Origin of the sequence: Paenibacillus sp. FSL L8-0663 (assembly GCF_038008125.1) — a bacterium.
GTDB classification, from domain to species: domain Bacteria; phylum Bacillota; class Bacilli; order Paenibacillales; family Paenibacillaceae; genus Paenibacillus; species Paenibacillus polymyxa_D.
The window spans coordinates 3,401,580-3,421,912 of sequence record NZ_JBBOYM010000001.1; the positions used below are offsets into that span (position 1 = coordinate 3,401,580).

Genomic DNA, 20,333 nt, shown 5'->3' on the forward strand with positions numbered 1-20,333 from the left:
AAGCTCATCAAGACCGATTACTTAGACTATTCACCATACCAGTAAAAGAAACGTAAACGTTCCAACACTGCTATTCGATGCTCGGACCCTTCATTTACTTTTTGTCCGCCAAATACCTTCACTGCATGTCCTTCCGGTATTCGGTAATGATCTACAGGTGTTATCCAATCTGTAAACAGCCTGAGGCTAAAAAAGAACATACATGCCAGCGCCCCGAACAAGATTACCAAACGTAGCCATTTTAGTCCTCTCCGCAACGATAGTACCATGTGGATCAGCCGCCTTTTCCCCAGAATATGGTCCTAATTAGGACTCTCTATGGAAGGGTATGACAAGCTATTCCTTTTTATACCGCTTAATCCCGAACAACAGGCTCCGAACCAAAAAAGCTCTCCCGAACGCATCTTCGTCGGTGAGAGCTTGGGTAGTCAGCTTTTAGTCCTGAGATTTGTTTTTTCTGGATTTGCCCAAAGATTTCTGAGCGGTCGTATCGTTCTTCGCCTTACAACGATAACAAATACCGTGGAAGTCCAAACGATGGTCCACTACGGTAAAGTTATATTCCCGTTCCAAGCGCTCCTCCAATGGTCCAAGCCAATCTTCCAGTATTTCATCTACACTGCCACACTGCACACATATCAAATGGTGATGGTGATGTTTGGTTGTATCGCCGCGCAAATCATAACGCGCAACGCCATCACCAAAATTAATTTTCTCCACGACATGCAGTTCACTTAGCAGTTCTAGGGTACGGTATACGGTTGCCAGACCGATTTCGGGAGCTTTCTCTTTGACGAGCATAAATACATCTTCCGCACTCAGATGATCATCTTCGTTCTCAAGTAAAACTCTGACGGTGGCTTCCCGCTGAGGCGTTAGTTTGTAGCCCTGGGATTGCAGCTGCTGCTTAATTTTTTCGATCCGTGCTTCCATGTGTCTCCCTCCCCCTGCAAAGCTACTGCCTACTGCACTTTTTTCACTCCTATTATTATAGGGGGTCTATACAAATAAAGTCAAACATTTTGAAACGGATCAAGATGACACGGAAGCTGTCAGCATAGGAGTGACCCATTGCATCATAACCGGGGTGATCCAAGTTTCAAAGGACGCGCTACCAATAAGAAGCACGATCATCACAGCAGTCAACCCTGCGTAAGACAGCAACGGACGCAGCATTCCGTCTGACGGCCGGGTAGCGAGTATTTTGGTTTTGATCATATGGATGGAAAAAGTCATCGCAGCCACGCTGCAGACGAGCAGTACCGGAATCACGAGCAGGTTATGGGGAGCAACTGAAACCAAAGAAAATAGCAGTCCTTTCCACGAATATTGCCCCACCAGATAACCTACTGAAAATCCGATTAGCACACCCTTGAGGAAATTCAATACAAGAATACCCGGTAGACCAATAACCGAAAGGCCACACACCCAAATTAGGCCGACCCATTTCAGATGTAAAGATACGCTATCCCAAAAGGTCGAAGCCGCCTGCGAATCAGCGAATCCCTGTTCGTTTTGATTGACCGTTACAAAAAAATCCTTCAGGTAACGGGACAAATCCTGTAACTGCTCCAGCGAGAGTGCGTTTACCATAAGTGCGCCAAAGACGACTCCCACCAGAAACAGCACAGCCAAGAACACATAATATGGCGTCTGATCCTTTAACGTATGACGAAACCATTGCATCGGCGTCCTGCCCCTTTCATCTGCTTGTTTGTCCAAAAAACAACCGTAATCCGACGGCTGATGGCTAGAAATGGGGCAGCTTTCGCTGCGGATCAAACATCACGAATGATGTGCCAAGCCAGCGGCATAGATAATTTATGGTTATGAACAAGCAGACGCTGATATGCCTTTAGAGGGACAAGACTTTACTAGGACTTAGCTATTTTGCCGTATGTTCCACCACCACCGGATACAAGCGACAGTCGCCCCTCGCGTGAAAGCACAATTTGCTCTGCCAGCACTTTTCCGACGACTGCTGCTAACTCCTCCTGTGTAACCTCATGTAAAATATTCATTTCTGTTCCAAATGCAGCCAATAGCTGGTTCAGCTTGGCTTTGCCCAGACCTGGAATAAATTCCAGTGGAATCTGGTAAATGTACGGCGGACGATGGGAGGGAATCATGGGTTGCTCACGGTCGGCAATGCTCCATATTCGATCCAGCACTCCTCGCACCAGCTTGGTATGACCACAGTCAGGACAGCGTTCATCCGCCATCTGTTGCTCGTCAATAATCGTACCGCAGCTTTGACAGTAAGAGCGATGGTATTTGCCCAGTTTTGGATTTAATCCGTAGTTGGCACGCACCCGTCGTCCTTCCCGCCGCTCCAAAGCCATTCTGAATTCATCAAAACACGGCTTCGCCAGTGATAATTTATTGTATTCTCGTCCGATTTTCCCGAGTGAATGGGCATCTGAATTCGTGAGAAAGCTGAAGCGATCCAGTTCCGAAATTAAACCGGCCATAGACGAATCTGCGCTCAGTCCCAGCTCCACCCCACTAATGAGCTCCATATCCAGCAGTTCCTCCATACGGGCCGCTGAACTGCCGTATATGCCCTTATGAGGAGTAAACACGTGCGCTGGCACCATAATGCCTCCACGTCCGTAAATTTGCTGCTGCAACTCGCGTGGCGGTGCATAGATTCGTTGTGAGCTGAGATTAACATTTTTCATATGCCGGGCCAGCCATTGGGTAAAATCCTCCATCGCCGCCAGATCTGGAAAGTAGGCCAGTACGTGCGCCTCAGGGCGACCTTCAGCACGTATTTCCAGCTCCGTGCCAAGGAGAATAACCGTATCCTGGTATGCGATACCGCCGCCGCTGATTTCCTTCATTTCACCCGTATGTAAATAGGTACGAATATCCTCCTGTACATTAGGTGCATGGCAGTCAATGATACCGATCAGCCCAATTCCTTTGCGACCGGAGGCTTCCTTAGCTATGTTGGCAAAGGTCAGATCGCGACTGCCACTAATTTTGACCGGATTTCCCTTCTCTGTCCTGCCAATATGAATATGCAAGTCTGCAAAGTAGTCGTTAAGTTCTACTATATTTTCATCCATACGCTTAGAAGCTCCCTGTAAGTTGGCGGAGTTGCCATGCATAGACGGCCAGAATCGTTTTGGCATCACTAATCCGTCCTTCACGAATGAGCGTCTGTGCTTCTTCCAGCGTCACCTCAAACAGCTCCAGAAATTCATCCTCATCCGGTTCCATCTCACCTAACTCCAGCTCTTCGGCCACATACAGATGAATGATTTCATCCGCAAACCCAGGAGAGGTATAAAAGGAATGCAGCAGCTTCAACGACTTGGCAGTATAACCTGTCTCTTCTCTCAGCTCACGTCCCGCTGCTTCCATCGGGTCTTCACCCCGCTCCAGCTTACCTGCAGGAATTTCCACCTCACAGCGCCCCATCGCCTGTCTGTACTGGTCCACGACCAGCATTTTCCCTTCATGTAGAGCCAAAACAGCCACCGCACCTGGATGCTTTACGATCTCACGCTTTCCAGTGGAGCCGTCGGGAAGCTCTACCGTGTCCACCTGTAATGTAATAACCTTTCCCTCAAAGATAGGCTGTGTGGACACGGTCTTTTCGTCTAGCGCAGGATTCGAATAAGGCTTGCGAGGTGCATCGTTTGTTGAATTGTTCAATTGTCCATTCGTTTGCTCGTTCATCAGTAAGTTTCCTCCTTCATATCTATCTTTCTTTATTAATTATCACCAAAGTTAGTCTAACTTGTCCACTTTGTACATAAGCTGGTGGTAGAATAACAAACTTCCTGTCATGAGGAGATGCAGAAATGAAAAGCTACCGTACTGAAAGCACCCTCCATATCGTTGGTAAAGCTTGGCAGATTCAAGCACTCTTGCGCCAATGGCAAAAGGAACACGGACCTACAGCCACTATCGCTTCGCTAGTTGTTCCAAAAAAGGTTCAGGTCTAAAGACGAAGGAACACTGTTCCTGTCTTTAACCTGAACCTTTTTTCAATATATTGCAAGTGTATGATACAAGTTTATTTTGTGGTTTCTTGAATCAGAGCTACGACAACTTCAGCAACCTTCACCAGGTCATCGGCCTTGATCTTTTCCTCTGTTGTATGGATGTTCTGATAGCCCACAGCCAAATTCACCGTCGGAATTCCAAGCCCGTTGAACACATTTGCATCTGAGCCACCACCGGAATGAAAGGTTGGCGTTGCCAGTCCCAGTCCTTGAATTGCACGTTGTGCAACCTGTACAACTTCATCATGCTCCGTAAAGCTGAATGCCGGATAGATGACTTCACTGCGGAACTCTCCCTGTGCACCAAATTCGCGTGCGGTGGTTTCCAGCGCTTCACGCATATGCTGAATTTGATGATTAACCTTTTCCTGCACAATACTACGTGCCTCTGCACGGATCAACACAAAATCGCATACCACATTCGTCGCGCCGCCGCCCTCAAAACTGCCGATGTTAGCGGTCGTTTCCTTATCAATCCGTCCTAGTTTCATTTTAGAAATTGCTTTAGAAGCGACCTGAATGGCACTAATGCCATCTTCGGGATTTACCCCCGCATGAGCGGACTTCCCAGTAATCTTCATTTCAATACGTGCCTGCGTGGGGGCAGCTATACAAATAGAGCCGACCTCACCATTCGAATCCAAAGCATATCCGAAATCAGAATCTAGCACGTCTGGCTTCATCGCACGTGCCCCCATCAAACCAGATTCCTCGCCAGCCGTAATCACGAACTGGATTTGACCATGGGGAATATTCTGTTCACGCACGACACGAATCGCCTCGAACAAAGCAGCAATTCCCGCCTTGTCGTCAGACCCCAGAATCGTTGAACCGTCACTACGAATCCAGCCATCCTCACCCAACTGCGGCTTAATGCCTTTACCCGGAGTAACGGTATCCATGTGGCAGGTAAAAAATAATTTGGGTGCTTGCTCTACACCTTCCGCTTTCCAGGTGACGATCAGATTGCCTGAACCATGTCCAGTTCTTTCACGAGAATCGTCTTCCATTACTTCCAGCCCGAGAGCATTAAACTTTTCTTTTAGGACGCGTGATATTTCCTGCTCATTTCTCGTTTCGCTATCCACCTGTACGAGTTCCATAAATTCCTGTACGATTCGGTCTTTTACTACTTTTACTGTCATTAAACTTTCCTCTCTTTCCCGATTACGCTACAATACGGATAGATGTTCTTATCTATGACTTAAACCTATCCTAAAGGAGTTACACATGTCGAACAAAAAATGGGTTCGTTTTTTCGTCTACATTATGCTCGCAGCTATGATTGGTTCTACACTGTTCATGGTAATTGAGCCGTTTATTATGCCACTATAATAACTATACCGCTCAAGGTATCCGGCTGCTCTAAGGCATTATGAAGCCTTGAGTGGACGAGCTGTTACGTAAAGCAAACAGGCGGGCTCCCGTGTAAATACACAATAGCCCGCCTTACCTTTATTGGAAAGAATGCGTTTGCCATTGCGCAGCAAATGAAAATTGCTGTTCAAAGTACGGTACAATTTCCTTCGCAATCTGCTCCACCGACGTAGGCTTCTGTATGCAGTCCTCCAATGATGTCACACCGTATTCCTGAATTCCGCACGGGACAATGCCCTCAAAGCCCTCATGCTGTATCCCTGATTTGATGTTAAAGGCAAAGCCATGGCTGGTTACGAAGCCCCGGCGGTGCTTACACTTGTTGAATTTGACACCAATGGCCGCAATTTTAAGATTCCCGATCCATACCCCCGTATATTCAGGCTTACGACTTCCCTCAACCCCATAAGATGCCAACAACCGAATGATCACTTCCTCCAGACTTCGAAGGTATCCATGCAGATTCAGCGCCTCCCGGTTGCCGAGCATAAGTAGAGGATATCCGACAAGCTGCCCCGGCCCATGATATGTAATGTCTCCCCCACGGTCAATCTGAAAGACGCTGATTCCCTGCTCCTTCAGTTGCTCTGGTGTGAGGAGCAAATGCTCAGGATGCCGCTGAGAGCCAATCGTGTAGGTCGGTGGATGCTGGAGAAGCATAAGCGTTTCTCTTGCCTCTCCCGCATCCAGCTTTCCCACAATCTCCTTCTGGACATCCCATGCATGGGCATATTCCATCCTATTCGTATAGGTTACATCAAGCGGTCGTCTGTTCACGGCCTGTCACTTCCTCTCCGTACATTTCCTCAACTGTTCGGATGATTAGTACAGCTTCGTATCCAAAGTGTAGCCTTCAAGATTTTCTTTAACCCGTTGCAAGAATCGTCCACAGATCACTCCATCCAAAATACGATGATCCAGCGACAAGCACAAATTAGCCATTGAGCGAACTGCAATCATATCATCGATAACCACGGGTCTTTTGACAATGGATTCAAAGGTAAGAATTGCAGCCTGCGGATAGTTAATCACCGGATAAGATAAAATGGAACCAAAGGAGCCTGTGTTGTTTACAGTGAACGTTCCGCCTTGCATGTCGTCCAATTTGAGCGTGCCTTCCCGGGTTTTACGTGCCAAATCGTCAATTTCACGAGCTAATCCAGCAATATTTTTCTGATCCGCTTTTTTAATAACAGGGGTAAGAACGGAGTCCTCTGTACCCACGGCTAGCGAAATATTGATGTCTCTTTTGACGATAATTTTATCCACTGCCCAGACCGAATTCATAATCGGATATTCCTTGATTGCATTCACGACTGCTTTCATGAGGAAAGCCAGATACGTAATATTAATTCCTTCTTTTTGCTTAAATTCGTTTTTAATCTTGTTGCGGAGCATCACCAGATTGGTCACATCCACCTCAATCGTCGTCCATGCATGTGGAATTTCCGAAACGCTTTGTCGCATATTGCGAGCAATTGCACTGCGAATGGGTGTAACATCAATAAAATACTCGGATCTGTTATTGTTGCCACCCTCAACTTCGATCACAGGAGCTTTTGGAGCCTCCGTCAAATGAATCCCACTGTTACGAACCGGAATAGCAGGGTCCATATTTTGAATCGGTGTACTGTACTGAGGGGCAGACTGCTGTCTTCCTGCAAAAGGAGAGCCTTGTCCTGTTGCCGTCACAGTCGGCTGTCCAGATGCTCCAGTGGCAGCGGAACTGCCCTGCTGCACATAATTCAGCACGTCTTTGCGGGTAATTCGTCCCCCCATGCCCGTGCCTGGTACTTGGCTTAAGTCCACATTATGCTCAGCAGCCAGGGTTTGCACCGCTGGGGAAAACCGTCCTCTCATGGACTGATCCGATCCAGCACTCTGCTGAGTTTGTGTTTGTACGGTGCTTTGAGATGCTGGTGCAACAGGTGTCGCCCCTGATGCCACTGCAGGTGCAGCCGACTTCGTCTGAATACGGCAAATTAACTCGCCTACCGCTACTGTCTGACCTTCCTCTGCCAACAGATCACCCATAATGCCGTCCAATGTGGATGGGATTTCTGCATTCACTTTATCTGTAATAACCTCGCAAATCGGCTCGAATTGCTCTACCGTTTCCCCAGGTTGTTTGAGCCATTTGGCAATTGTCGCCGATACGAGCGATTCTGCCAGTTGTGGCATGGTCACGTCGTTCCATTGTGTTTGGTCTGACATTTTTTCAACTCCTTAACATCATAGGAGGGCGCGTTTTACCGCTACCCCCGCTACACTTTTGGAATGCTTTCGTCCAATCTGCCCTATATTAATACATTGCAAGACGGCGCATGGCTTCCTTCACTTTATCCTTGTTTAACATATAAAACTTCTCCATCGGTGGACTGATCGGCATAGCTGGTACATCAGGAGCACATAGGCGCTCAATCGGTGCATCCAGCTCGAACAGACATTCCTCATTAATAATAGCCGATACCTCGGCACCGATGCCGCCCGTTTTGTTGTCCTCATGCACGATTAATACTTTACCCGTATGTCGTGCAGCCTCAACAATGGCTTCGCGGTCCAGCGGTTGGAGTGTGCGTAAATCCACAACCTGTGCAGTAATGCCCTCTTCCTTCTCCAATTCCTCAGCAGCCTGCATGACAAAATGCAAAGGCTGGCTATAACCGATGACCGTAATATCGTCACCCTCACGTAATAGATTAGCCTTGCCAATCGGAACGATATAATCATCCTCAGGCACTTCGCCCTTGATCAGCTTGTAGGATTTTTTATTTTCAAAAAATAGCACTGGATCAGGGTCACGAATGGCTGCTTTCAGCAATCCTTTTGCGTCATAAGGTGTAAATGGAGCAACAATTTTCAAACCCGGCGTACCAAAAAAGATAGATTCTGGACACTGAGAGTGATACAAACCGCCAAAGATCCCTCCACCGATTGGTGCGCGAATTACAACAGGACAGTTCCAATCGTTGTTAGAGCGGTAGCGGATTTTAGCTGCTTCACTAATAATCTGATTCGTCGCCGGAAGCATGAAGTCCGAATATTGCATTTCAGCAATCGGCTTCATTCCGTACATGGCTGCACCAATCGCTACCCCGGCAATAGCCGACTCAGCCAATGGCGTATCCATGACACGTTGCTCACCGAATTGGTCCATCAGCCCCTTTGTCGTTGTAAAGACACCGCCCTTCACCCCGACATCCTCACCTAATACAAAAACTGTTTCATCCTGCTCCATCTCTTCTTTCATCGCAAGACGAATCGCATCAATATATTCCATAATCGCCATCGTTACAGGCCCTCCCCATCGCTATCTGCATACACATGCAGCAGCGTATCTTCGGGCTTTGGAAAAGGCGCATTATCTGCATATTCAATCGCTTCCTTGATTTCGAGCAGCAGCTCAGCCGACAGATCCGCATCCTTGGCCTCATCCCAAATGCCGCATTCAATCAAGTAGCTTTTCATACGGGCTACGCCATCCTTGGCCCAATTCTCATCCACTTCCTCCTTGGTTCGGTAAGCCAGATCATTATCCGAGGTGGAGTGAGGAGACAGACGGTACATCATGGCTTCGATCAACGTAGGACCTTCACCACGGACAGCACGTTCCCGTGCTTCTTTCACCGCCGCATATACGGCCAACGCATCATTACCATCGACTCGAATCCCTGGGAATCCATATCCCAATGCACGGTCGCTTACCTTGCCTGCCAACTGTTTATGAATCGGAACCGATATCGCATATTGATTGTTCTCGCACATAATGATGACTGGCAGCTTCTGTACACCAGCAAAGTTACAGCCCTCGTGAAAATCTCCCTGATTGCTGGAGCCTTCCCCAAACGTAACAAATGATACAAAATCCTTTTTCTGCATTTTGGCAGCCAAAGCTACACCCACTGCATGCGGAACCTGTGTCGTTACTGGGCTGGAGCCTGTCACAATACGTAGCCGTTTACTACCAAAATGACCTGGCATCTGGCGACCACCGCTATTGGGATCATCTGCCTTAGCAAATGCCGACAGCATCAGTTCGCGCGGCGTCATTCCTACCGCAAGCACGAATCCATAATCCCGATAATAGGGAAGAAAATAGTCCTTTTCCCGGTCAAGGCCGAAAGCTGCACCTACTTGTGCCGCCTCCTGTCCAATGCCAGAAACGTGGAAATTAATTTTCCCTGCCCGTTGCAGGAGCATGTTGCGCTCGTCAAATCTTCTTGCGAGCAACATATATCTGTACATATCAATAACTTGTCCGTGAGTAAGTCCCAGCTGCTCATGTCTGAAGCCAGCGTCTACAGCGCCTTTAGAACTCATTGAGGCACCTCCTTAAGTGTCAAACATCCTACTTCCAGTACCTAGTACCATCTTGTCTTAAAACCTGGTACTAAACTCTGGCTAACCCCATTATAATCCTTTTCTGCCCAAAAAGAAAAGCACCGATTTATTTGAAAGGTCTATATGCCAATCGCCTGTCCATCAACGGCCAACATCGCTTCTCCCAAAATCTCCGACAACGTCGGATGCGGGTGAATAAGCTGTCCGACTTCCCACGGCGTAGCATCCAGCAGTTGCGCAAGAGCGGCCTCGCTGATCAGATCCGTCACATGCGTACCGATCATATGTACACCGAGAATATCATGGGTCTTCTCGTCGGCCACTACTTTGACGAAGCCGTCCCGACTGCCGTATACTAGCGATTTTCCGATAGCTTGAAAAGGAAATTTCCCTGTCTTCACCTGATGTCCACGCTCACGGGCTTCTTGCTCCGTTAAGCCGACACTCGCGGCTTCAGGCCGTGTATAAATACACCGCGGAATCAGATGGTTAGGTACACTGTGAAACTCTTCGCCCGCCAGATGATGAACCGCCTGCAAACCTTCATGGCTTGCCGCATGCGCCAGTTGTAAGCCGCCGATACAATCTCCAATGGCGTAAATATGTGGCTCATTCGTCTGCAAATGCTCATTAACCGAGATAAAGCCATGCTCTACGCGGATATCCGTATTTTCCAGCCCGATATTTTCCACATTGGCCTGACGCCCTACAGAAATGAGCAATTTGGAAGCGCTGAGGGTTTCGGTTTCTTCCCCTTTTTGCACGTCAATCTGTACGCCTTCCTCATCTTTGCCGTATGTTTTAGCCAGCACTTGTGAACCCGTCAGCACCTTGACACCACGCTTGGTTAACAAGCGCTGCATTTCACGCGAAACGTCTTCGTCTTCCGTGGGGATGAGGCGATTCGCGGCTTCAACCACCGTAACCTCTACGCCAAAATCATTTAGCATGGAAGCCCACTCCACGCCAATCACACCACCGCCCACGATAATCAGGGATGCGGGTAGCTCCTCCATCGTTAACGCTTCGTCACTGCTCAGAATAAATTCGCCATCTGGCTCTAGCCCGGACAGCACACGCGGGCGTGATCCCGTTGCAATAATGAGATGTGCAGGAACAATCGTCTCCATCTCGCCATCTTCTAATTCCACAGCAACTGCCCCGCTTTTTGGAGAAAATATAGACGGCCCAATCACGCGTCCCTTACCGCTCAGCACCGTAATTTTATTTTTACGCATCAAAAATTGAACGCCCTGATGCAACTGCTCCACAACGGCTTCCTTACGCTCCTGAACCTTGGGAAATACAAGCTGTGCTCCCGATGTCTCAATACCGTATTGTGCACTTTCCTTAATTGTCGCATATACTTCCGCACTGCGCAGCAAGGCCTTACTCGGAATGCAACCACGGTGCAGACAGGTTCCGCCAAGCTTGTCCTTTTCGATGATAACCACTTCTTTGCCAAGCTGGGCGGCACGAATAGCTGCTACATACCCCCCGGTTCCTCCACCCAAAATAGCGACATCACAATGTATAGTCATGTTTCTCCTCCATTAACAATTGATTATATATAGCTTATTGTACTCTCTTTATTTCACTGTACAAAATATAGCGTTTAGGCATAGGCTACAAAAAAGTTAACCATTTAATCCAGATCTCTTTCCATATCATTCATACAGCGCATCTCGTAATTTGGTAGACATCCTTGAACTTTGTGCTGATTTGGCTCGCAGCGCCTTGCGAAATGATTCATTTTGCTTGCGCAGAAAGTTCAGATCTGTCTCCAGCTCAGTGATGAGTTCTAGAGCTTGCGGGCTGATCAGTCCTTGCTCCAGTAATGCTCCTTTTTTGGCACTATAATCCGTATTTTTTTCGTCCATGCCTTTCACTCTTCCCTTCATTCCACTACGCTTCACCATATCATGCCCGCGGCGGCAGAGCAATGACGACCACATTTACGTTTTAGGAATGGACATACAAAAACATGTCGAAAATCAATATATTTTCTCTAGTCTGTATACGGCTGGTTATGGTAATCTATAATGGCGTTTTCTTTCGGAGAAGAAGATTAACAGTGTTATGTACATGTTAGAGAGAGGGGAATTCGCTTTGCCTACAGGACGAATTACGATTATTACAGGCCCCATGTTCAGTGAAAAATCCGGCGAATTGATTCGCCGCTGTCAAAAACTAATCCAATACGGGCATCGTAAAGTGGTCGCTTACAAACCCGCTGAAGATAATCGTTATGCCGAGGACGAAATAGTAAGCCGGATCGGATATCGGCTGCCCGCTATCTCTATCCCCAGAAAACTCACAGATGAGCTCGTTCAGCGTATTTTGCAAGAAACACAAGATGCCGACGTGGTTGCCTTTGACGAAGTCCAGTTTTTCAGTCGTCATATTATGTCGCTCGTACAAGAGCTAGCTTATTGCGGCAAGCATGTCATTGCCGATGGGCTGAATCTGGATTACCGAGGCAAGGAATTCGGCTATGTCGGTGGTCTGCTCGCCATGGCGGATGACATCGAGAAGCTGACTTCCTTTTGCGCTGTATGTGGCAGCTCGGAAGCAGTATTTACGCAACGTATGGTAAATGGTAAACCTTCCACTGTGGGACCTATTGTGATGATCGGCGACTCTGAGGCTTATGAGCCTCGTTGTCGAAATTGCTTTATACCTCCTCATAAAGTGAACTGCGATTAGTAGACAGATGGATCGACAAACTGCAATATGCCTACGTGAGTATCAGTGACTTTTTTCTTGCATTTTTTTGGAACGATTCGAATCATTCCCCCGTATATCCGGTTAAGCTGTACAAGTTTTTAGTCTTCGTTTGTATATCATGACCATGAGATTATATGGGGGGAAGGAATAATGAGTTTCTTTAACAAAATCTTAGCAAGCGCAGGAATCGGTTCAGCTAAAGTCGATACGCTGGTGGATCAAGCCGTATATGTGCCTGGGGAAGAACTTAGTGGCGTCATGCGCATCAAAGGCGGCAAAATTGATCAGGAAATCGGCAAAATTGACATCGAGCTCAAGACTGAATATATCGTGGAGCACGATGATAAAAAAACTACCACCACCTGCTGCATTGCACGAATTAAGGTATCTGACGGCTTTCATCTAGAGCAAGGACAAGAGCTTGAAATTCCTTTTTCCTTCAGATTGCCGTTGGAAACTCCTGTTACTCACGCCAAACAGCCCGTCTGGCTGGAAACAGCATTAGATATTGGCATGGCTTTGGACCCGACCGATCGTGATTCACTCAAAATTGAGCCACATCCCTATATGAATACAGTGTTTGAGGCGGTTCACCTGTTGGGTTTCCGATTCCGCTCCTCCTCATGCGAACGTCACCCCAAGCTTGGACGCAGTGTTCCATTCGTGCAGGAGTTTGAATTTACGCCCGGCTCGGAATATGCACGGGATATCGAGGAACTAGAGTTGGTTATGCAGTTGGAACCCGAGGGTGTGCATGTGCTTGTAGAAGTAGACCGCAGGGGCAGAGGGTTGTCTGGCTGGCTGGAGAGTGCCTTTGATATGGATGAGCGTCATGCCTGGTTGAGCTTAAGCCGGGAAGAGCTATCCTATGGACCAGATCACATAGCAGATGCGCTTGAGGAATTAATTGACAGGCAACTTAGATAACAATGTAGAACATAGGCAAAAAACTCCTAACCAATTACTACATGGGTTGGGAGTTTTTATTAGTTTAAGAATTCTCTTAATGATGGTCCTCAACAGTCTGTATAGACTAAAGTGGCAACATATCTTGTCTTTCCGCCTTATGCTTACACTCTTTGCAGACCCCATACAGCGATCCATTGTCATCCGCATAGAAGGTTAATTTCTCTTCTTTTTTACAAAAGGAACATTTTTGCTTGCCAGTGCCCTGGATTGAGTCAGACAGTCCAAATCCAGTTTGGGCCTGAATACCTGCTGCTTTTGTATTCACGCGTGAACCGGAAGACCCTTTAGACTTAGATTCATTTCCAGTTCGGGATTGTCGAGCAGACTTACGAGGACGAAATTCAACGACATTACTGCCCCGCTGTTCATTCACTTGTTTGTTGCTGCTGCGATTACGCCTTGCTTTAACAATCCAACCCAATGCCACCAACAACACGCCGAAGAACACCCAAGTCAGACTATTCCACATGCTCTCATCCCCGCCTTTGCTTTAGAATCAATTGGGTTAATACCACTAGCCCGTTCAATGCGATGACTTAGCCTATAGTTTTATTCATTAAAATATACCCGTGTGTACAGCCTCTGTGCTGTTCATCCAATGCCTACCCACATAAAAACCGTACCCTCTAATGCAACATTGACTCGCCTCTTAGCAAGAAATTGAGCATGTTAGGTAAATCATCTTCTCCTGAGGAGTACATTGACCGTTTTACAAATTGTACATCATCCTTTTAAAAAACGATAATATCTACTCTAGGGAAATCGTTCTCCTTATCAAAATGCTTATCTACTGCTCAATGGTGAGAACAAGAACAAAAATGCCTCAGATGGCTACATTACTCCCCTTGATAATAAAAATCAATGAATCTTTTCGTCAACGGATTAAACTTATCAAAGCGTTTGCGATGCGGTAAAAAACCTGACTTATGTACTTGTTCTGCTAGTGTTTCTACATGTTCAAATCGCTTGAAAAAAGGCAACGCGAAAGTGTAGATATCTTCAATAATCTCTTGGATCACGCGCTCTCTTTCTGCTTCTGTGGACACAAGGTAATCCCTGTTTCCCGTATATTTCTTAGTCAGAGCAATCAACTCACTCTGAAAACAAGCCCCCGTACTATACTTCTTTTTTATTTTTTTAGATTCCACGATAATATAAACTTTTAATGCACCATATTTAGTCGCACCAAAATAAATTTCAAATATAAATTCCTTGGTGTCTTTTTTCAAAACTTTTCTGCTTTTCAGATACTTAAAATCATTCAAAAATGGTGTGGCTATGATTTTATCTATCGCTAACTGACGTAGGTCACTTGCTTTAAGTTCAGTCTTATTGTCCATGATGTCACTCCAACCCAAAGAATTTCCCACCATTATATCATATCGTTCCAATTACAGGCTCTTCTTATCTCCACTCTTTAATTGCAATGTATTAATAAAAAACAGAAAAAAGCCGCTCACAATAGAGCAGCTATTCCTCTGAGACATAAAAAGCAGTATATGAATTATACTTTGAATTTACCAATTTGTCCTTGCAGATCTTCTGCCATTTTGGACAGGTTTCTTGCAGAGGAAGCAATTTCCTCCATCGATGCCAGTTGTTCTTGAGTCGCAGCAGACACGTGCTGTGTCCCGGCTGCAGCCTCTTCAGCAATTGCTGAAATTTGTCTGACAAAACCAACAATCTCATCAGTACTTGCAGACATTTGTTCTGATCCGGCAGAAACCTCTTCAATTTCACTGGCCACTTTATTTACGGTTTCCTGAATGAGTTCAAAGGATGCGCCTGCATTTTGTACAACTTCACGACCTGTCATGACATCCTTCCCGTTGGACGCTACCGCCTCAATAGCATGGGTAGTATCCTTTTGAATCAATCCCACAAGCTCCGTAATTTGTTGAGCAGAATGAGCCGATTGTTCAGCCAACTTGCGAACTTCGCCTGCAACTACAGCAAATCCGCGACCATGTTCTCCTGCACGTGCCGCTTCAATCGCAGCATTCAAGGCAAGAAGGTTGGTCTGACTAGAAATATTGGTGATAACATCAATGATCTTGCCAATTTCGTCTGAGCGCTCTCCCAATCCAGCCATGAGATCTGCCAATCCATTCATAGAATCATTCACGGCATTCATCTGCGTAACTGCCTGTTGAATCATCTGGTTACCTTCAGCCGATTTATGGGCCGCATCTTGCGCAGATGCAAATACATTTTGCGCACGGATGGCGATTTGCTCAACACCGATAGACATTTCCTCAATAGCTTGGGACGATTTCGTCACCATATGCACCTGGTCTCCTGTTCCAGTAGCTACTTCTTGCACCGTTTCGGTTATTTGTGCAGAAGCTTGGCTATTTTGCTCTGCGCTGGCCGTCAATTCTTCTGAGGAAGTGGTTACCAGCTCAGTCGTCTTACTCACAGATTGAATCAGTTCACGAAGGTTCTCAACCATGACATTGAAAGAATGTGCCAACGTACTGATTTCGTCCTTGCCCTTCACAATGATAGCTTCACTTGTAAGATCACCCGATGCGATACTTTCAGCAGCACGACTGATTCGCAAGATAGGTTTAGAAATAATTTGGGCTATGATGATTGCCATGATCAATGCTAATATAACGGCTACAACGCTCAAAACGATGACCAGTTGTCTACCTGAAATAAAGTTGTCAACCGCTTCTTTCGTAGTCTGTTTAGATCCATCTGCATTCAATTTAATGAGCTGACTGATCATATCGTTTGAACTATACCATAACTTATAGGACTCTTGATGAAGGATGCTTGATTGAGTGTAATCATTAGCTTTCCCCGCTTCAATCATTTCTGGCAACTTAGCCAAATACTCCGCATAATTTTTGGAGAATTCTTCATACATTTCACGTTCTTTAGGGGTAGCAATTAATTTTTCGTATGTTTTTCGACCGTCCTCAACCTTTTTTAAAACCTTATCATATTCTGCCTGAACCTTCTCCATTTCTTCTGGGTCACGTTCTACAATAATGTTTAATGAGATCCGCTCTACGTCAGATATATCACCATTTAGTGTTCCCAGGATAGTCACACTTGGCATCCAATGGCTATCGATTGCCATCGAAGTGTCACCTAATTTTTTCATTCTGGAGATAGATGTTGTACTAATGACAATCAATAATATTATTACCGCAAGAAAACCTAATATCAATTTTGTTCGAATGTTAAATTTCATATATTCGCTCCTCAGCTCTCTTTATAATTAGATACTATATCGACAAGAAACGACACATTGTTTATATCAAATTTAAAGAGAATTTCAGAACTGTTTACAAAAGGGAGATTTCTCTTCGTGATAGTTAGTGCAACTGATTCAGGTTTATATTATATACCTCTTGTAGAGCATTATGTTTTATAATTCCCAACAATTGTACCGTCATATATAGCAAGAGAGATGCTGAAAATCTTTATTCACTTATTGCATCAAACTTCTAAGTTTAAAAAAAAGATACCCAAAACGGGTATCTCTTTATGTTTTACTTCCTAGCAATCACCATAAATCGTTCTGAATTTGTCCTTATTCCTATTTCGGTTTGGTTTTCCAAAATAAATTGTTGGAGTATTTGAAAATCAATTTCTTTTTCTCCGAAGTTAGGAATAATTGGAGTGTATTTCAAGAGAAATATTAAGTCTGCAGGAGTCTGATAATATTCGGTTGCATTGAATTCAAATGACTGTATGTCGTTAAAGCCCGCATCACTTAATTCCGTAATATATTTAGCTTTTAACGAGTCTTTCTTAGCACCCCATGCCTGTCCTCTTCCAAACGCTTCTTTAATATTTAATTTGTCGTTTTCGCTTACTTGCTGTGTCAGGAACATACCACCCTTTACTAACACCTTTTCTATTTCTTTTGCATAAAAACATGAGTGTCGAGAAGAGATTACATTAAAGAAGTTCTCAGGAAAATTTAGATTTTCAGCACCCATCTGGAGAAAACGAACATTTGCTATGTCTGATTCAGCAGAATTCTTGGTTGCTGTTTCAATCATTCCGGTGGAATGGTCAATCCCAACTAGAAGTAATGCAGAATCTGCTATTGATAAAATGGCTTCCCCGCCGCCAGTACCGATGTCAAGCAATATGTCCGACTTCTTGCATGTCTTCGCTACTTCATTGTAGAAGTCCCATTTTACGCCTTTGGAGATACATTTCACGTTACTGAAATCCCATCCGTTGATTTTTCCAATCTTATCATAAAACTCTTTATACTCTATTGAATTCATTTACTTTTCACCTTCCAAATAAGGATAAAAGCTACGGGCTAGCAGACCGATATTCAAAATTTTAGTTTGTTTAGTCAAAAGGATAGACTCCCCCCTTGACGGCTGGTACGCGTTTTTTCCAACCCGGAAACTAAATACTTCGAACAGTACGGAAAGACATCCGATTCACCTCATTTGAAAGATTGTTTTAATTATAAAAAATACCGCTCCTTTACTGGTGTCTGGAAGAACCAATAAAAAGGCGGTATTAGTTGTCCACTATTCAGAAGTATATCGGTATCGGGACGGCTGTTGTGGAGATTCGTAGCCGTCCCTACAATTATCATTGATAAACGTCAAAACCCAAGAATTCCTTGCTTCATCAATCATTCTGGCCCTTTCAGGACACCTTGTTCTCAATTCTCAGCTTATCTGCCACCATCGCTATGAACTCTGAATTGGTTGGTTTGGACTTACTGATATTAATGGTGTAACCGAACAGGTGTGAAATGCTGTCGATATTTCCGCGGGTCCATGCTACCTCGATAGCATGACGAATGGCGCGTTCTACGCGAGATGCCGTCGTTTTGAACTTTTCGGCAATTGCCGGATATAATGTTTTGGTGATGGCTCCTAAAATTTCGATATTATTGTACACCATCGTAATGGCTTCACGTAAATATTGATAGCCCTTGATGTGAGCTGGTACACCAATTTCATGTATGATGGCCGTGATACTGGCATCCAGGTTTTTCGTCTTACCCATAGGTACAACGTTGGACCGCATGGATGAAATGGTCACCGGACTGCTGTTAACTAACTGAGGTCCCACCAATTGGCGAACACGGTTAGCCAGCACTTCCATGTCAAACGGCTTCAAAATATAATAAGATGCCCCGAGCTGTACGGCCCTCTGTGTAATATTTTCTTGACCGAATGCAGTCAGCATAATGATTTTCGGCTGTGGAGTCAGGTTCATTTCTCTCAAACGCTCCAATACACCCAGACCATCCAGATGAGGCATAATAATATCCAAAATAAGTACATCAGGTATGTTGCGGGATTCTGCGATGCGTTGGAGCACTTCTTCGCCGTTATAGGCGATTCCTGTAACTTCCATATCCTCCTGATCGGAAATATATTCAGCAAGCAAATTCGTAAATTCCCGGTTGTCATCAGCCAACAATACCTCAATTTTTTGCAATGTACTTCCTCCTCATTGAGTGATATTCCATTGTGATATCTGTTTACAGTATATAAATATTTCTTGTCGGAGTATATGATTTCGACATCGAATTATGAATTCCTTCTGTCGAAAATTATTTTTATTTATTTTTTTTATAGTTTCTATTATAATTGATTCTTTATCTTGCAATTATGAGCTATTCCCCTGCTTTTCGACAAAAAAATCTTAAGGCCACTAGCTCGCCTTAAGATTAGAAGATGATTTTAAGCTTACGTTATTCTGCATGATTCCTGCATCGCGCAGCATCCATTCGATAAAACAACCGTAACCTGATTTAGGATCATTCACAAATACATGTGTTACAGCCCCGATAAGCTTACCATTTTGGATGATCGGACTACCGCTCATTCCTTGCACGATTCCCCCGGTCTTATCCAACAGCTTTGGATCTACAATACGAATCACAAGTCCTTTGGTTGCCGGTTTGTCCTGCTGAGAAATGTGTACAATTTCCGCCTGAAACCGCTGAATTTGTTGACCTTCCAGTACAGTCAAAATTTCTGCAGGTCCTTCCTTTACTTCATTCGCAAGAGCCACCGGAATAGGAGTCGAATACAATCCATATTGCGGCTCATCTGACATTTTCCCAAAGATTCCGAAATTCGTATTTCGTTCAATATTTCCTAATACCCGATGATCTTTGAGAAAATGAGCGCGTTTTTCTCCTGGTTCCCCACTTTGGCTTTTCGCAATTGATGTCACATTGGACTGCACAATCTCTCCGCTTCCCACGACAATAGGGGTTTGGGTATTCATATCGGTAATTACGTGGCCCAAGGCCCCGTATACACCTTGGTCTGGTGCGTAAAACGTTAATGTACCTACACCTGCAGCCGAGTCCCTAATATACAACCCAAGCCGCCATGCTTTATCATCCTGATCATATGCTGGTGTTAACTTGGTGGAAATGGTCTGCTCACCTCGACAAAGCGTAATGTCGAGCGCCTTTTTATTCTTACCTGCTTCGTCTACTACTTCAGCAACCCTTGCCAGGCTATTGAGTGGTTTGCCGTTCATGTGTGTAATCCGATCCCCTAGGCGAATCCCCGCTGTTTCACCAGGTGATACCTTACGATCATTACTTTCCTGAATGATATGGTGACCGACGACAAGCACTCCTGAAGATTTTACTTTAACCCCAATCGTCTGCCCTCCCGGGTATACTTTTAAATCGGGAATTACACTTTCTTGGGTTGTCCTCACGCTTTTAGAACCGAACAAATCCAAAGAAGCTTGTGGAGGCAGCGCTGCTTGCACATGCTGAGCGTTACCGATAGAACACATAAGAAAAACAAGCAAAAGACCGAGCAATTTGATCCTGGAGTAAAAATTCAATGGCTGTCACGCTCCCTTTGCTTCTTTCGCTTGACGAGTAAAGGTGGTCGCCAATTGCGTACCTATAAGGTAACCTTGCCCCCAGGC

22 protein-coding genes are annotated in these 20,333 nt (G+C 45.3%); 4 read left to right on the top strand and 18 right to left on the bottom strand.

The window, feature by feature from the left end; translation table 11 throughout:
- Positions 1-26: 26 nt before the first annotated feature.
- The 5 genes from MKY75_RS14735 to MKY75_RS14755 all read right to left on the bottom strand — a co-directional run bounded on the left by MKY75_RS14735 (position 27) and on the right by MKY75_RS14755 (position 3,687).
- Positions 27-269 (bottom strand): YqzK family protein, encoded by a 243-nt coding sequence (locus MKY75_RS14735; protein ID WP_029517289.1) that lies wholly within the window; start codon positions 267-269, stop codon positions 27-29.
- Positions 270-435: 166 nt separating this feature from the next.
- Complete coding sequence (gene fur / locus MKY75_RS14740; protein ID WP_013310789.1) at positions 436-933, bottom strand: ferric iron uptake transcriptional regulator; 498 nt, start codon at positions 931-933, stop codon at positions 436-438.
- A gap of 99 nt (positions 934-1,032) precedes the next feature.
- Positions 1,033-1,686, bottom strand: a complete 654-nt coding sequence (spoIIM, locus tag MKY75_RS14745; RefSeq protein ID WP_029517288.1) for a stage II sporulation protein M — start codon at positions 1,684-1,686, stop codon at positions 1,033-1,035.
- A gap of 188 nt (positions 1,687-1,874) precedes the next feature.
- A complete protein-coding gene (locus tag MKY75_RS14750; protein ID WP_029517287.1) occupies positions 1,875-3,071 on the bottom strand; it encodes an endonuclease Q family protein in 1,197 nt (398 codons plus the stop codon).
- 4 nt (positions 3,072-3,075) lie between these two features.
- On the bottom strand, positions 3,076-3,687 hold the full coding sequence (locus MKY75_RS14755) for an NUDIX domain-containing protein (RefSeq protein ID WP_029517286.1): 612 nt from the start codon (positions 3,685-3,687) through the stop codon (positions 3,076-3,078).
- A 125-nt stretch (positions 3,688-3,812) separates the two neighbouring features.
- Between MKY75_RS14755 and mciZ the strand changes: the two genes are divergently transcribed.
- Entirely contained in the window at positions 3,813-3,956 is a 144-nt protein-coding gene (gene mciZ / locus MKY75_RS14760) for a Z-ring formation inhibitor MciZ (RefSeq protein WP_080658620.1), read from the top strand.
- 71 nt (positions 3,957-4,027) lie between these two features.
- Here mciZ and MKY75_RS14765 read toward each other — a convergent pair whose 3' ends face one another.
- Positions 4,028-5,161 (bottom strand): tripeptidase T, encoded by a 1,134-nt coding sequence (locus MKY75_RS14765; RefSeq protein ID WP_029517285.1) that lies wholly within the window; start codon positions 5,159-5,161, stop codon positions 4,028-4,030.
- Between the two features lie 85 nt (positions 5,162-5,246).
- Here MKY75_RS14765 and prli42 point away from each other — a divergent pair, with 85 nt between their 5' ends.
- Positions 5,247-5,351: a stressosome-associated protein Prli42 gene (prli42, locus tag MKY75_RS14770; RefSeq protein ID WP_023989226.1), complete on the top strand. Its 105-nt coding sequence runs from the start codon at positions 5,247-5,249 to the stop codon at positions 5,349-5,351.
- Between the two features lie 120 nt (positions 5,352-5,471).
- Here the strand turns inward: prli42 and lipB are convergent, their stop codons facing one another.
- The 6 genes from lipB to MKY75_RS14800 all read right to left on the bottom strand — a co-directional run bounded on the left by lipB (position 5,472) and on the right by MKY75_RS14800 (position 11,635).
- Positions 5,472-6,170: a lipoyl(octanoyl) transferase LipB gene (lipB, locus tag MKY75_RS14775; protein WP_029517284.1), complete on the bottom strand. Its 699-nt coding sequence runs from the start codon at positions 6,168-6,170 to the stop codon at positions 5,472-5,474.
- A 45-nt stretch (positions 6,171-6,215) separates the two neighbouring features.
- A complete protein-coding gene (locus tag MKY75_RS14780; protein WP_340885753.1) occupies positions 6,216-7,607 on the bottom strand; it encodes a dihydrolipoamide acetyltransferase family protein in 1,392 nt (463 codons plus the stop codon).
- Between the two features lie 88 nt (positions 7,608-7,695).
- Positions 7,696-8,682: an alpha-ketoacid dehydrogenase subunit beta gene (locus MKY75_RS14785; RefSeq protein ID WP_029517282.1), complete on the bottom strand. Its 987-nt coding sequence runs from the start codon at positions 8,680-8,682 to the stop codon at positions 7,696-7,698.
- A gap of 2 nt (positions 8,683-8,684) precedes the next feature.
- Positions 8,685-9,713: a thiamine pyrophosphate-dependent dehydrogenase E1 component subunit alpha gene (locus tag MKY75_RS14790; protein ID WP_029517281.1), complete on the bottom strand. Its 1,029-nt coding sequence runs from the start codon at positions 9,711-9,713 to the stop codon at positions 8,685-8,687.
- 140 nt (positions 9,714-9,853) lie between these two features.
- A complete protein-coding gene (gene lpdA / locus MKY75_RS14795; RefSeq protein ID WP_069012719.1) occupies positions 9,854-11,275 on the bottom strand; it encodes a dihydrolipoyl dehydrogenase in 1,422 nt (473 codons plus the stop codon).
- A 126-nt stretch (positions 11,276-11,401) separates the two neighbouring features.
- Entirely contained in the window at positions 11,402-11,635 is a 234-nt protein-coding gene (locus MKY75_RS14800; protein ID WP_340885754.1) for a hypothetical protein, read from the bottom strand.
- A 208-nt stretch (positions 11,636-11,843) separates the two neighbouring features.
- Here MKY75_RS14800 and MKY75_RS14805 point away from each other — a divergent pair, with 208 nt between their 5' ends.
- Positions 11,844-12,440, top strand: a complete 597-nt coding sequence (locus MKY75_RS14805; protein ID WP_029517279.1) for a thymidine kinase — start codon at positions 11,844-11,846, stop codon at positions 12,438-12,440.
- Between the two features lie 171 nt (positions 12,441-12,611).
- Entirely contained in the window at positions 12,612-13,388 is a 777-nt protein-coding gene (locus tag MKY75_RS14810; RefSeq protein ID WP_029517278.1) for a sporulation protein, read from the top strand.
- Positions 13,389-13,494: 106 nt separating this feature from the next.
- Here MKY75_RS14810 and MKY75_RS14815 read toward each other — a convergent pair whose 3' ends face one another.
- From MKY75_RS14815 to spoIVB, 6 genes are all read right to left on the bottom strand, one after another.
- Positions 13,495-13,899, bottom strand: a complete 405-nt coding sequence (locus tag MKY75_RS14815; protein WP_069012721.1) for a hypothetical protein — start codon at positions 13,897-13,899, stop codon at positions 13,495-13,497.
- A 367-nt stretch (positions 13,900-14,266) separates the two neighbouring features.
- Positions 14,267-14,770: a hypothetical protein gene (locus MKY75_RS14820; RefSeq protein WP_029517276.1), complete on the bottom strand. Its 504-nt coding sequence runs from the start codon at positions 14,768-14,770 to the stop codon at positions 14,267-14,269.
- A gap of 164 nt (positions 14,771-14,934) precedes the next feature.
- Positions 14,935-16,635 carry a methyl-accepting chemotaxis protein gene (locus tag MKY75_RS14825; protein WP_340885756.1) on the bottom strand — a complete coding sequence of 567 codons (1,701 nt, stop codon included), beginning with the start codon at positions 16,633-16,635 and terminating at the stop codon, positions 14,935-14,937.
- A 301-nt stretch (positions 16,636-16,936) separates the two neighbouring features.
- Positions 16,937-17,686 carry a class I SAM-dependent methyltransferase gene (locus MKY75_RS14830; RefSeq protein WP_340885759.1) on the bottom strand — a complete coding sequence of 250 codons (750 nt, stop codon included), beginning with the start codon at positions 17,684-17,686 and terminating at the stop codon, positions 16,937-16,939.
- 379 nt (positions 17,687-18,065) lie between these two features.
- Complete coding sequence (spo0A, locus tag MKY75_RS14835; protein ID WP_029517271.1) at positions 18,066-18,869, bottom strand: sporulation transcription factor Spo0A; 804 nt, start codon at positions 18,867-18,869, stop codon at positions 18,066-18,068.
- A 216-nt stretch (positions 18,870-19,085) separates the two neighbouring features.
- Positions 19,086-20,246 (bottom strand): SpoIVB peptidase, encoded by a 1,161-nt coding sequence (gene spoIVB, locus MKY75_RS14840; RefSeq protein WP_069012724.1) that lies wholly within the window; start codon positions 20,244-20,246, stop codon positions 19,086-19,088.
- Positions 20,247-20,333 lie beyond the last annotated feature (87 nt).